Genomic DNA, 12,759 nt, shown 5'->3' on the forward strand with positions numbered 1-12,759 from the left:
TCTCCTAGAATTTAGTGTTTCCCGGTGCTGCCGAAACCGCCAACACCACGGTCGCTGGTGTCGAATTCATCCACAATATTGAACCCGACCTGCAGCACAGGTACGATGACCAATTGCGCCAGACGTTCCATCGGATTCAAGGTGAATTCTGTCTGTCCGCGATTCCATGTCGAGATCATCAATTGACCCTGGTAATCGGAGTCGATCAAGCCCACCAAGTTCCCCAATACGATGCCGTGTTTATGTCCCATGCCGCTGCGCGGCAGGATCATCGCTGCGTAAGCCGGATTGGCAATATGAATAGACAGGCCGGTCGGGATCAAATGCGTTTCACCCGGCTTGATCGTGATAGGCGCATCTATGCAGGCGCGCAGATCCAGACCTGCGCTGCCGTTGGTAGCGTAGGCCGGCAATTGTTCTTTCATGCGCGGGTCGAGAATTTTTACGTCGATTGTTTTCATGTGAAGGATGTCGGGAAGTTTTGAACAGCAACGCAAAAACGATGCTTCAGATTAAGTCTTTTAGATTAAAGGCGGCTGGCGATTTCGCTGATCAACTGACGTGCAAGTTTTTGCTTGTCGGCGAGTGGCAGCAACGTGTGGCCTTGTTCATCGAACAGCACCAATTCATTCTGATCTTGGCCGAAGGTTTGATGGCCGATGTTGCCAACCAGTAGCGGAATGTTTTTCTTCTTGCGTTTGGCTTCGCCGTATTCCTGCAGGTTTTCAGACTCTGCTGCAAAGCCTACGCAGTACGGATGTTTTTCCAGAGCCGCGACTGCAGCCAGGATATCGGTGTTTTGTTCGAACTCAAGCTCAGGTGCTTTACCGTCCGTACCTTTCTTCAATTTTTGTGTACTGACATTTTTCACGCGCCAGTCGGCAACTGCCGCGACTGCGATGAACACATCTTGCGAAGTCACGCGCGACATCACGACATCGTGCATTTGCTCGGCGGTTTGTACATTGATGCGCTGCACGCCGTACGGTGTCGCCAATGCAGTCGGTCCCGAAATCAAGGTGACGTCTGCACCTGCTTCACGCGCGGCGCGGGCAATCGCATAACCCATCTTGCCGGAAGAAAGATTGGTGATGCCACGCACTGGATCGATGGGTTCGAAGGTAGGGCCGGCAGTAATCATCACGCTTTTGCCGACCAGCAGATTAGGCTGAAAGCAGGCGATGATTTCTTCAAGTAATTGTTCTGGTTCCAGCATGCGACCCATGCCGGTTTCGCCGCAAGCCTGTTCGCCTGCATCCGGGCCGAGTACGGCAATACGGTCTGCTCGCAATTGTGCGACGTTACGTTTGGTGGCCGGGTTTTGCCACATTTCGACATTCATTGCGGGTGCAACCAGCAAGCGCAAGGTTTCGGGACGTGCCACGCACAAGGTGGAAAGCAAATCGTCGCATGCGCCATGCGCAAGCTTGAAAATGAAATCGGCGGAGCAGGGTGCGATCACGATGGCATCGGCATCGCGCGTCAGATCGATGTGCGGCATGTTGTTGGAAACACGTGCATCCCATTGATCGGTCACGACAGGATTGCCCGACAAGGCTTGCATCGTTACTGGTGTGATGAAGTGTGTTGCGGCATTCGTCATGACAACTTGAACGATAGCGCCAGCCTTGGTCAGCTCGCGCGTCAGTTCGGCTGCTTTGTAGCAGGCTACGCCGCCAGTCAATCCGAGTACGATTTTTTTACCGGCAAGATCCATGAGGACTCCTGAAAGATGTTGCGGGCTAGTTTAACAGTTCAAGTGCCTGAAACCTGTTTTTTGCCGCGCCGTAACTCATCGTAGATAAACAGTACAGCGCCTATGCAAATCGCGCTGTCGGCAATATTGAATGCAGGCCAGTGCCAGTTGCCGATATACACATCCAGAAAGTCTATGACGTGGCCGTACAACACGCGATCAATCACATTGCCGATCGCGCCGCCAAGTATCAATGTCAAGGCCCAGCTCAACAAACGCTGGCCGGGATTTTTCTTTAATAAATAGATGATGAAGGCAGATGCACCCAAGCCAACCACGGTGAAAAAATGACGCTGCCAGCCGGTTTCCGACGCAAGGAAGCTGAAAGCCGCTCCCTTGTTATAGACCAGCACCAGGTTGAAGAACGGCGTAATCGGCATAGCCTCGCCGTAGACGAAGGTGCTGGTGATCGCGATCTTGGTGATCTGGTCGAGAATGATCAGAATCGCAGCGATACCCAGCCAGCGGGTAATGCTGGTGTTCGTAGAAGCGTTGGTCGTCATCAATTCTTTCAATATCAGTTCAATCTATCGTTACGCAAAGCGGCGCGCTTCGCCCTTGCCAAACAGGTTGTCTACGCAACGGCCACAGAGTCCTTCGTGCTCGGCATGTGACCCCACATCGGTACGATAGTGCCAGCAGCGTTCGCATTTTTGCGCTGTCGATGGCGTGACGAGGACAGATTCTTCTTCTGCGCTGGCAACTTTTTCCACACTGGCTTGGGAAGTGATCAGGACGAATTTCAAATCGTCGTCCAGACTTGCCAGCGCAGCGAATTTGTCGCCGCTGGTTTTCAGTGCCACTTCTGCCTGCAGCGATGAACCGATGCCGCCGGCGACGCGTACTTCTTCCAGTTGCTTGGTAACGTCGTTGCGCACTTCGCGCAGCAGCGTGTACTTGGTCAGCAAGGCAGCACCATCCGCTACTTCCGGCAAGGTGTAATAGGTTTGCGTGAAGATCGTGTCGCCAGCATCCTTGCCTGCAAAAATCACCCACGCTTCTTCTGCGGTGAACGACAGCACCGGTGCCATCAGGCGTAGCAGCGATTGCGTCAAGTGCCAGATCGCGCTTTGTGCCGAACGGCGCGCATGCGAAGTCACACCGCTGGTGTACAGACGATCTTTCAGGATATCCAGATAGAAGCCGCCCAGATCTTCGGTGCAATAACCTTGCAGCTTGGAGATCACCGGATGGAATTCATAAGCGCGGTAATGCGCGACGATTTCGTTTTGCATCGCGTTCATTTGCGCGATTGCATAACGATCGATTTCCAGCATGTCGGCAACCGCGACCAGATCCTTGCCGGCGTCGAAATCGGAAGTATTCGACAGCAGGAAGCGCAAGGTATTGCGAATACGGCGATAGCTTTCGGTCACGCGTTTCAGGATTTCATCCGAGATCGACAGTTCACCGGAATAATCGGTGGCAGCCACCCACAGGCGCAGGATATCGGCGCCCAGCGAATCGGATACTTTTTGTGGCGCGACGACGTTGCCCTTGGACTTGGACATTTTCTTGCCCTCGCCATCGACTACGAAGCCGTGCGTCAGCAACGCCTTGTATGGCGCGCGGCCATTCAGCATGGACGAGGTCAGCAATGAAGAATGGAACCAGCCGCGATGCTGATCCGAACCTTCCAGATACAAATCGGCCGGGAAGGCCAGTTGTTCCTTGTGCGAACCGCGCAATACCGTTTGGTGCGTGGTGCCGGAATCGAACCAGACATCCAGCGTGTCCTTGTTCTTCAGGTACATGTCGGCGTCGTCGCCGAGCAACTCTTTAGGATCCAGCGTCAGCCATGCTTCGATGCCGTTTTTTTCGACGCGTTGCGCAATCTGTTCCAGCAATTCCGGTGTGCGTGGATGCAGATCGCCGCTTTCCTTGTGCACGAAGAAGGCCATAGGTACGCCCCATTGACGCTGACGCGACAGGGTCCAGTCGGGACGGTTGGCGATCATGCCATGCAGACGTGCCTTGCCCCAACCCGGGAAAAATTCGGTTTGCTCGATCGCTGCCAGGGCAGTTTCGCGCAGTGTCGTTCCCTGGTTTTTCGGCATGACATCCATGCCGGCGAACCATTGCGATGTGGCGCGATAGATGATCGGCGTTTTATGGCGCCAGCAATGCATATAGCTGTGATCGAACATGACCAGCTTGAACAATGAACCGACTTCATCGAGTTTGGCGCAGATCGGCTTGGATGCTTCCCAGATGGTCAGGCCGCCAAACAGTGGCAGCCACGATGCGTATTTGCCGTCGGCCATGACCGGTGCGACGATCTCGTCGTCTTTCAGACCATGCGATTTGCAGGAGATGAAATCTTCGATACCGTAGGCAGGTGCCGAGTGCACGATACCGGTGCCGCTATCGGCAGTCACGTAAGTGCCCGGGTAGATAGGTGACAAACGGTTGTAGCCGGGATCAACATCGGCGAACGGATGTTTGAATTTGATCATGGCTAGTGCTTCACCGACGCAAGTGGCGATGGTTTTGCCTTCCAGGCCGTAACGCTGCAGCGTGGCTTCGACCAGATCGGCGGCGAGGATCAACAACACGGTTTCACCCTTGCGCTCGGTCTGCACCAATGCATAGGTAAATTCCGGATGCACGTTCAGCGCCTGGTTGGCAGGGATGGTCCACGGTGTCGTGGTCCAGATGACGGCGTAACCTTTATTAGTCGGCAGTTTGGCCAGGCCAAATGCCTTTGCGACTTTTTCCGGTTCTGCAAACGGGAAGCCGACGTCGATGGCCGGATCGCGCTTGTCCTGGTATTCGACTTCCGCTTCGGCCAATGCAGAGCCGCAATCGAAGCACCAGTTGACCGGTTTCAGGCCGCGATAGACATAGCCTTTTTCCAGCAAGGTGCCGAGTGCGCGAATTTCATCGGCTTCATTGCCGAAGTCCATGGTTTTGTATGGATTGTCCCATTCGCCGAGTACACCGAGGCGGATGAAGTCCTTCTTCTGGCGTTCGATTTGTTCGGAGGCGTAGGCGCGCGATTTTTCCAGTACATCCGCGGTAGGCAAACTCTTGCCATACAGTTTTTCGATCTGGATTTCGATAGGCATGCCGTGGCAATCCCAGCCCGGCACGTAAGGCGCATCGTAGCCGTCGAACTGACGCGTCTTGACGATCATGTCTTTCAGGATCTTGTTGACCGCATGACCGATGTGGATATCGCCATTCGCGTACGGCGGGCCGTCATGCAGAATGAATTTCGGCCGGCCTTTGGATGCTACACGGATTTTTTCATAAATCTTTTTATCCTGCCATTGCTTGACCCATTGCGGCTCGCGCTTGGCGAGATCGCCGCGCATAGGGAAAGGCGTATCGGTCATGTTGACCGGATACTTGCTGGCGGGCTTGGCTTCTGGCTTGTTCGGCTTGCCGGATTTGTTTTCGGGCTTATTTGTATTGTCGGACATGGTCTGCTTTTATAAAGTATTCAGTTGGATCAAACGAACGGTCGTGATGAGGAGGTACGTTCGATCGTCAAATTCGGTCAGTGGCTGATGTCGCCGAGTCGGCTATCTGTTTGAAGTAAGCACGTGCCTGCACTGCATCGCGTTCGATCGCCTCTGTCAGTGTCGGCAAGTCGATGTACTTTTCTTCATCGCGCAATTTCTTCAGAAATTCAACGCGTATCAATCTGCCATAGCATTGCTCGTTATAGTCGAACAGATAAGTTTCCAGTAGTACGCGGCCGCTATCGTCCACCGTCGGCCGTATACCTATGCTGGCCACGCCAGGTAGCGCTTCATCTGCCAAGCCATGCACTTGCACTATATAAATGCCGGACAGCGCAGGATGTTTGTGGGCTACGCGCAGGTTCAAGGTCGGGAAGCCGATTGTGCGTCCCAGTTTTTTACCGTGGATGACGTGGCCGGACATCGCATACGGGTGTCCGAGTAAAACTTCGGCTTCCGCAAAGTCACCTTGCGCCAAGGCCTTGCGTACTGCCGATGATGAAATGCGTGCGCCGCTGCTGGTCACTGTCGGTTGCGATTCGACGTGAAAACCATATTGCTTGCCCGCTTCTATCAGCGTGGCGACATTGCCGGCACGTTTGGAGCCGTAGCAAAAATCCTCGCCAACGATCAGCCATTTGACGTGCAAGCCTTGCACCAGGATTTTCTCGACAAATTCCTGCGGCGACAAGGAGGCAAAGTGTTCGTTGAAGTGTTCGACGATCACGCGATCGACGCCAGCCTTGGTCAGCGACTGCAGTTTGTCGCGCAAACTGGCGATACGCGTCGGTGCCTTCGATGGATCGCCGGCACGTGCTGCAAAGAATTCGCGCGGATGCGGCTCGAAAGTCATGACTGCAGATTCCAGACCCATTTTCGACGCAACTTCACGCAGGCGCGCCAGCAAGGCCTGATGGCCACGGTGCACACCGTCGAAGTTGCCGATCGCCAGCGCGCACGGCGCACGGGAAGCAGCATTGGGAAGTCCGCGAAATACCTTCATTGAATAGACTGGAGTTGACGGGTAAAGCCGTCGCAAAACCTTGAATTATAAATGCTTTCGACCGGCGTTCCCTCCTTCAAAATCGAGGGATTGCCATATTTGAACACCTTGCCGGCTATTTGCAGTGATTAATGAAAGCCATAAGTCACTAATAGAAAGCGACTTTGATAGCGATTTCGGCTGCTACATCGCACCCCAAACCGCATTCAACGCAGCAACTGCAGCGACGCCAGCCGTTTCCGTTCGCAACACACGCGGTCCCATGGACAGCATCAGCGCCCCTTGCGCAATCGCCAGATTCTCTTCCTTGTCCGTGAAGCCGCCTTCAGGTCCTATCATCAGCGCTACTGATTGCGGCGGATGGTGGCGTGCCCAGTCGGATAAGGATTGTTCAGCGCGCGGGCTGAGCATGATGCGTACGTGCAGATCCTGCTGCTGCGTCCATTGATGGAAGTCGACTGGTTCGACTAACGTTGTTAAACGATTACGACCGCTTTGTTCGGATGCTGCGACGACGATGCCTTGCCAGTGCTGCAGTTTTTTTGCGGCGCGCTCGGCGGAAAGTCGCACTACGCAGCGTTGCGAGGCCAGCGGCTGGATCGCATGCACGCCCAACTCAACTGCCTTCTCAATAACCCAATCCATCTTGGATGCTTCCGGCAGTGCTTGCGCCAGCGTGATCGCGTAGGGCAGTTCGACTTCGCGCGGCTCGAACAGCTTTACTTCGGCTGTGACACGTTTTTTTTCTATCGTGCTGATGGTCGCGGTGTACTCACCGCCTTCGCCATTAAATAGTGTGATGTGGTCGCCGGTGTTCAGGCGTATCACCTGAACGTGATGGGCGACGTGGTCGGGCAGGGTGACGATGGTGCCTAGCGCGAGCGCTTGCGGGCAATAAAAACGAGGCATTTGTGATCCGTTGTTGTCGATCCGGCATGAGATTTCGGCCGATCAGGACGCTGCTTGTATTAATTAAAAGGAATTTCCGATATTCGATTTTAGTCTGGGCGGCGTCACTCTGGTAAAATATGCGGCTTCGCAGCAAAGATCTTTTTGCTGCATGCAAGTCTGTTTTTGCACTGCTGATTAGTACCGCATTTATTTTATTCTTCATTCGACTCGCCATCACTCTAAATCACATGACTTCCACGCTCCCGACTACCAAAATGGCCAACGCAATCCGTGCGCTGGCAATGGACGCAGTACAAAAGGCCAATTCCGGTCACCCCGGCATGCCTATGGGGATGGCGGAAATCGCCGTCGCATTGTGGTCGAATCACTATTCGCACAATCCGGCGAATCCTAAATGGATTAACCGCGACCGTTTTGTCTTGTCGAACGGACATGGATCGATGTTGCATTACGCGCTGTTGCATTTGACTGGTTACGACTTGTCTATGGATGAGCTGCGTAATTTCCGTCAAATGCATTCGAAAACCCCAGGCCATCCTGAAGTGGATGTGACGCCAGGTATCGAAACCACGACCGGTCCATTGGGTCAGGGCATCACCAATGCAGTCGGCATGGCGCTGGCTGAAAAACTGCTGGCGGCTGAATTTAACAAGCCTGATTTCAATGTAGTCGACCACCACACTTATGTTTTCCTCGGCGACGGTTGCCTGATGGAAGGCATTTCGCACGAAGCGTGTTCGCTGGCCGGTACGCTCAAACTGTCGAAACTGGTTGCGCTGTATGACGATAACGGCATCTCTATCGACGGCCACGTCGAAGGCTGGTTCACCGACGATACACCGAAGCGTTTTGAATCGTATGGCTGGAATGTGATTCGCGCAGTTGACGGCCATGACGTCAGCGCAGTCGATGCAGCGATCAAGCAAGCCAAGCAATCCGACAAACCAACGTTGATCTGCTGCCGTACCGTGATCGGTAAAGGTTCGCCTAACATGGCCGGTACGCACAATGTGCACGGGGCAGCTTTGGGCGACAAGGAAATCGCAGCATCGCGCGAAGCAATGGGCTGGACCAGCGCACCGTTCGATATTCCTGCCGATGTCTACACCGCATGGGATGCAAAACTCAAAGGCAGCAAATCGCAAGCCGAGTGGGATGCCTTGCTGAGCGCTTACTCCGCAAAATTCCCACAAGAAGCGTCAGAACTGACGCGTCGCATGAGTGGCGAATTACCTGGTGATTTCGATAAAGTCGTCAGCGATTACATCGCAACCTGCGTAGAGAAAAAAGAAACCATCGCAACCCGCAAAGCCAGCCAGAATGCGATTCAAGCGTATGCGCCAGGCTTGCCTGAATTCCTCGGTGGTTCGGCTGATTTGACCGGTTCGAATCTGACCAACTGGAAAGAATGCGTCGCGGTACGTGGCGATCAAGCCGGTAATCACATCAACTACGGTGTGCGCGAATTCGGCATGAGCGCGATCATGAACGGTATCGCCCTGCATGGCGGCTACATTCCATTTGGCGCAACCTTCCTGACTTTCTCTGATTACAGCCGCAACGCATTGCGTATGGCTGCCTTGATGAAGCTGCGTTCGCTGTTCGTCTTCACACACGATTCGATCGGCCTCGGCGAAGATGGTCCTACTCATCAATCAGTTGAGCACGTTTCCAGCTTGCGCCTGATCCCTAATCTGGATAACTGGCGTCCATGCGATACCGTTGAATCGGCAGTCGCGTGGGAACAAGCAGTCAAACGTCAAAACGGTCCATCGACCTTGATTTTCTCGCGTCAGAATTTGCCGTTCCAGGAACGCAGCAAAGAACAGATCGCGAACATCAAACGCGGTGGCTATGTTTTGCGTGACGTGGCAAATGCACAAGCGATCCTGATCGCGACCGGTTCGGAAATCGAACTCGCAGTCAAATCCGCAGACGAGTTGGAAAAACACGGCGTCGCAGTGCGCATCGTGTCCATGCCATCGACCGACGTATTCGATCGTCAAGACGACGCATACAAAGCCAGCGTGTTGACCAAAGGCGTGCCACGCGTTGCGATTGAAGCGGGTGTGACTTCCTTCTGGTACAAGTACGTCGGCCTCGAAGGCGGCGTCATCGGTATCGATACCTTTGGTGAATCGGCACCAGCCGGCGTGTTGTTCAAACACTTTGGCTTCACCGTCGAAAACGTCGTTGCCGCTGTAAAGAAAACACTGGCGTGACCGAAATCACCTTCCGCCGCGCGACGGCAAATGATGCAGCAACAATCGCCGCCTTGCGCGTCGATAGCTGGCGCACCACTTATCGCGGTGTGATGCCGGATGCATATCTGGATGGCATGCGCGCGGAAGAAAGCACAGAGATGTGGTTGCAAGTGCTGAATGCAGACTTGCCAACCATTGCAGTCTTCGTTGCGGAAGCGGGTACAGAACTAGTCGGCTTCGCCGCCGGCATGTTGCTGATGCCTGAGAAGTTTGATTTGAATGCAGAGCTGACAGCGATTTATCTGAAGCCGATCGCACAACGCGGTGGTGTTGGTCGTCGCCTGCTTGCCATGATTGCCAGCGCATTGCAATTGCAGGGCGCGACCGGCTTGCTGGTGTGGGTGATTGCAGGTAATCAGGCGGCGCGTCAGTTTTACGAGCAAATGGGTGCTGAACTTTTAATCGAACAGCCGTTCACATGGGACGGGTTGGATTTGATGGAAACCGGTTACGGCTGGCGTGATCTGACCGCTTTGCGGCAGGCATGCGCTGAATAAATTTCTATAGTTGTTTGAATTTTTCTGGAGAAAAAGATGACCATTCGTGTCGCAATTAACGGCTACGGCCGCATCGGCCGCAACATCCTTCGCGCGCATTACGAGGGAGGCAAAAAAAATGACATTCAAATTGTTGCGATCAACGATCTCGGCGATGCCAAATCGAATGCGCATTTGACACGTTACGACACTGCACATGGCAAATTTCCAGGCACCATTGAAGTAGACGGCGATTACATGGTTGTCAATGGCGACAAGATTCGCGTTTTCGCACAACGCGATCCGGCGCAAATCGGCTGGGGCGAATTGAATGTCGACGTCGTACTGGAATGCACAGGCTTCTTCACGACCAAAGAAAAAGCATCGGCACACATTAAAGGCGGCGCGAAGAAAGTCATCATCTCGGCACCTGGCGGCAAAGACGTGGACGCGACGGTTGTATTTGGCGTCAACCACAATGTCTTGAAAGCCAGCGACACCGTGATCTCGAACGCATCGTGCACCACCAACTGTCTGGCACCGCTGGTCAAGCCTTTGAACGACAAAATTGGTGTGGTTAACGGCTTGATGACAACTGTCCATTCTTACACTAACGATCAAGTCTTGACAGACGTGATGCATGAAGATTTGCGTCGTGCACGTTCGGCGACGCAATCGATGATCCCGACCAAAACGGGTGCAGCAGCAGCGGTAGGCCTGGTATTGCCAGAACTGAACGGCAAGCTGGATGGCTTCGCGATCCGTGTTCCGACCATCAATGTTTCGCTGGTTGACTTGTCCTTCATCGCAGCACGCGATACGACAGTAGAAGAAGTCAATGCGATCATGAAGGAATCTTCAGAAGGCGCGTTGAAAGGTATCTTGACGTATCAAACAGAACCTCTGGTTTCGGTCGACTTCAACCACAATCCTGCATCGAGCAACTTCGATTCGACCTTGACCAAAGTCTCAGGCCGTTTGGTTAAAGTCTCGTCGTGGTACGACAATGAATGGGGTTTCTCGAACCGCATGCTGGACACCACAGTGGCGTTGATGACGGCAAAATAAGTTGTAGAGCTTTAAATAAAAATGCCCCGGATTTGGGGCATTTTTTTTGACTGTTTTTTTGGGGTGACCGATGTTTTAATCGGGACGGAAAAGATCATGCGCATCCAGAATGGCGTAGACGATTTCCGGATTCTTATCCAGGCATTTGCGTACCGCCGCTGGAATTGTTTGCCGAATCTTTTTACACAGACCGGGCCGCTCCAGCAATTCGATATTCAAGCCGCGTACCGTGCGAACTTCGTTCAGGCCAGGCGCGATTTGCAAGATGATTCCCAATTGCGCCTGCATGCGCTCGATCACGTGTTTCAAATCGGCATACGAAGAAACATTTTCTATACGCAGGATCAGCTTCTTTTCTTCCATCCTGGTCAATTGCAGGATGCGCATGTCACCTGCCGGATCTTGCAGCAAAGTCTCTCTATCGCACACGCAAGTGCCGGGTGGGCACTCTGTGCGTATCGCAACGTTTGCAGTAAAGGAAGATGCTGGCAACATGTGGTCTGCTGATCGCTAGATATACAAAGGATTTTATATCGCTGCTGTGAATTTACAAACGTGTCTATCTACCAGTTCGCATCCGCAAATTTACATTCGCTGGTTCAAACCTTTTTGACGAATTCCGTTTTCAGACTCATCGCGCCAAAACCGTCGATCTTGCAATCGATGTCGTGATCGCTGTCGACCAGACGAATATTCTTGACCTTGGTACCGACCTTGATGGTGCCCCCAGATCCTTTCAACTTCAGATCCTTGATCACGGTAACAGTATCGCCATTCTGCAGAACAGTGCCGACTGCATCGCGATAGACCTTGCCGCCTTCTTCGGCAGACTCTGCGACTTGCTGAACCGGCCATTCATGCGCACATTCCGGGCAGATGTACATGCCATTATCTTCATAGGTGTATTCGGAATTGCATTTGGAGCATGCAGGTAAAGCACTCATGGAACATCCTTAACGGTGGGGCGATTGCTGTAAAAACACAAAGTATACTGCGTGCACGCGAGGTTTCGGCTTCTTTATGGAGGATCGGGGCTTGCGTGATCTCAATCTGATGTCTCGAATTTCACTTCTTTTTTGTTGGCAAGTTCTGCCAAATCCAGCCTCAAAAATATATTTTCAATTGCCTGCATCCAAATCTGTATCTGGCGGGTAGTACCAGTATCAGCGCATAAATCTCCGGTGTCGGGATATGTCAGCTGATTACTCTTTAACTACCAAGGAAAACATCATGCAAACTACTTTTTCTGCCGTTGCACTCGCTTCTGCTGCTGTTTTGTTGTCAGCATGTTCCACCACCCCTATGTACTCGCAAGATGCATTGCCGCCGACGGTGCAGGTTCCAGCCGGTAATAGCGTCGCGCTGCAAACTGTTGGTGCAGGCGATATCACTTATGAATGCCGTGTTAAAAAAGATGTAGCTGGCCAGTTTGAATGGGTTTTCGTCGGTCCTGATGCTGTATTGTCGGATCGTAGCGGTAAAGCAATCGGTAAATATTTCGGCCCACCAGCAACATGGGCAAGCAATGACGGTTCGAAAATCACCGCGACTCAAGTTGCAGTGGCTCCAGCCGGCGCAGGCAATATCCCATTCCAGTTAGTCAAAGCCAACCCAGCAATGGGTAGCGGCGCGATGACCGGCGTGACATACATTCAGCGCGTTGCGACCAAAGGAGGTGTAGCACCAGCCACGGCTTGCGGCGCAGGTAATGTGGGCACCAAGGAAATCGTCAAATACCAGGCTGACTATATTTTCTGGAAAGCTGCTTGAGCTTGATAATTAAGTTTAATTAAGCGCGAGCAAGAAGTGGGCA

Annotated in this window: 12 protein-coding genes; 4 read left to right on the forward strand and 8 right to left on the reverse strand. The window is 53.0% G+C overall.

Annotation, left to right across the window (positions count from 1 at the left end):
* Positions 1–11: 11 nt before the first annotated feature.
* From dut to Hfont_RS07965, 6 genes are all read right to left on the reverse strand, one after another.
* Positions 12–461, reverse strand: a complete 450-nt coding sequence (dut, locus tag Hfont_RS07940) for a dUTP diphosphatase (protein ID WP_112991868.1) — start codon at positions 459–461, stop codon at positions 12–14.
* A gap of 65 nt (positions 462–526) precedes the next feature.
* Positions 527–1,717: a bifunctional phosphopantothenoylcysteine decarboxylase/phosphopantothenate--cysteine ligase CoaBC gene (gene coaBC, locus Hfont_RS07945; protein WP_112991869.1), complete on the reverse strand. Its 1,191-nt coding sequence runs from the start codon at positions 1,715–1,717 to the stop codon at positions 527–529.
* 38 nt (positions 1,718–1,755) lie between these two features.
* Positions 1,756–2,259: a signal peptidase II gene (lspA, locus tag Hfont_RS07950; RefSeq protein ID WP_112992407.1), complete on the reverse strand. Its 504-nt coding sequence runs from the start codon at positions 2,257–2,259 to the stop codon at positions 1,756–1,758.
* 30 nt (positions 2,260–2,289) lie between these two features.
* A complete protein-coding gene (gene ileS / locus Hfont_RS07955; RefSeq protein ID WP_112991870.1) occupies positions 2,290–5,181 on the reverse strand; it encodes an isoleucine--tRNA ligase in 2,892 nt (963 codons plus the stop codon).
* Positions 5,182–5,248: 67 nt separating this feature from the next.
* Positions 5,249–6,226, reverse strand: a complete 978-nt coding sequence (locus Hfont_RS07960; RefSeq protein ID WP_112991871.1) for a bifunctional riboflavin kinase/FAD synthetase — start codon at positions 6,224–6,226, stop codon at positions 5,249–5,251.
* A gap of 183 nt (positions 6,227–6,409) precedes the next feature.
* On the reverse strand, positions 6,410–7,135 hold the full coding sequence (locus Hfont_RS07965) for a 16S rRNA (uracil(1498)-N(3))-methyltransferase (RefSeq protein WP_112991872.1): 726 nt from the start codon (positions 7,133–7,135) through the stop codon (positions 6,410–6,412).
* Positions 7,136–7,365: 230 nt separating this feature from the next.
* Between Hfont_RS07965 and tkt the strand changes: the two genes are divergently transcribed.
* From tkt to gap, 3 genes are read left to right on the forward strand one after another with little or no spacing between them, the layout of a single operon-like run.
* Entirely contained in the window at positions 7,366–9,360 is a 1,995-nt protein-coding gene (gene tkt, locus Hfont_RS07970) for a transketolase (protein WP_112992408.1), read from the forward strand.
* Positions 9,357–9,899, forward strand: a complete 543-nt coding sequence (locus Hfont_RS07975; RefSeq protein WP_112991873.1) for a GNAT family N-acetyltransferase — start codon at positions 9,357–9,359, stop codon at positions 9,897–9,899. Before tkt ends, Hfont_RS07975 begins: the two co-directional genes overlap by 4 nt.
* A gap of 36 nt (positions 9,900–9,935) precedes the next feature.
* Positions 9,936–10,946: a type I glyceraldehyde-3-phosphate dehydrogenase gene (gene gap / locus Hfont_RS07980; RefSeq protein ID WP_112991874.1), complete on the forward strand. Its 1,011-nt coding sequence runs from the start codon at positions 9,936–9,938 to the stop codon at positions 10,944–10,946.
* 75 nt (positions 10,947–11,021) lie between these two features.
* Here gap and Hfont_RS07985 read toward each other — a convergent pair whose 3' ends face one another.
* On the reverse strand, positions 11,022–11,441 hold the full coding sequence (locus tag Hfont_RS07985; RefSeq protein WP_162845889.1) for a hypothetical protein: 420 nt from the start codon (positions 11,439–11,441) through the stop codon (positions 11,022–11,024).
* Between the two features lie 104 nt (positions 11,442–11,545).
* A complete protein-coding gene (locus tag Hfont_RS07990) occupies positions 11,546–11,890 on the reverse strand; it encodes a zinc ribbon domain-containing protein YjdM (RefSeq protein ID WP_112991875.1) in 345 nt (114 codons plus the stop codon).
* Positions 11,891–12,176: 286 nt separating this feature from the next.
* On the opposite strand from Hfont_RS07990, the gene Hfont_RS07995 reads away from it, so the two are divergent.
* Positions 12,177–12,716: a DUF3455 domain-containing protein gene (locus Hfont_RS07995; protein ID WP_112991876.1), complete on the forward strand. Its 540-nt coding sequence runs from the start codon at positions 12,177–12,179 to the stop codon at positions 12,714–12,716.
* Positions 12,717–12,759 lie beyond the last annotated feature (43 nt).

The organism is Herminiimonas fonticola, assembly GCF_003293745.1.
Lineage (GTDB): Bacteria > Pseudomonadota > Gammaproteobacteria > Burkholderiales > Burkholderiaceae_D > Oxalicibacterium > Oxalicibacterium fonticola.

Excerpts from the sequence above, each read along its gene's own strand:
- dut (WP_112991868.1), bottom strand. The coding sequence starts at position 461 with ATGAAAACAATCGACGTAAAAATTCTCGACCCGCGCATGAAAGAACAA.
- coaBC (WP_112991869.1), bottom strand. The coding sequence starts at position 1,717 with ATGGATCTTGCCGGTAAAAAAATCGTACTCGGATTGACTGGCGGCGTA.
- lspA (WP_112992407.1), bottom strand. The coding sequence starts at position 2,259 with ATGACGACCAACGCTTCTACGAACACCAGCATTACCCGCTGGCTGGGT.
- ileS (WP_112991870.1), bottom strand. The coding sequence starts at position 5,181 with ATGTCCGACAATACAAATAAGCCCGAAAACAAATCCGGCAAGCCGAAC.
- Hfont_RS07960 (WP_112991871.1), bottom strand. The coding sequence starts at position 6,226 with ATGAAGGTATTTCGCGGACTTCCCAATGCTGCTTCCCGTGCGCCGTGC.
- Hfont_RS07965 (WP_112991872.1), bottom strand. The coding sequence starts at position 7,135 with ATGCCTCGTTTTTATTGCCCGCAAGCGCTCGCGCTAGGCACCATCGTC.
- tkt (WP_112992408.1), top strand. The coding sequence starts at position 7,366 with ATGACTTCCACGCTCCCGACTACCAAAATGGCCAACGCAATCCGTGCG.
- gap (WP_112991874.1), top strand. The coding sequence starts at position 9,936 with ATGACCATTCGTGTCGCAATTAACGGCTACGGCCGCATCGGCCGCAAC.
- Hfont_RS07985 (WP_162845889.1), bottom strand. The coding sequence starts at position 11,441 with ATGTTGCCAGCATCTTCCTTTACTGCAAACGTTGCGATACGCACAGAG.
- Hfont_RS07990 (WP_112991875.1), bottom strand. The coding sequence starts at position 11,890 with ATGAGTGCTTTACCTGCATGCTCCAAATGCAATTCCGAATACACCTAT.
- Hfont_RS07995 (WP_112991876.1), top strand. The coding sequence starts at position 12,177 with ATGCAAACTACTTTTTCTGCCGTTGCACTCGCTTCTGCTGCTGTTTTG.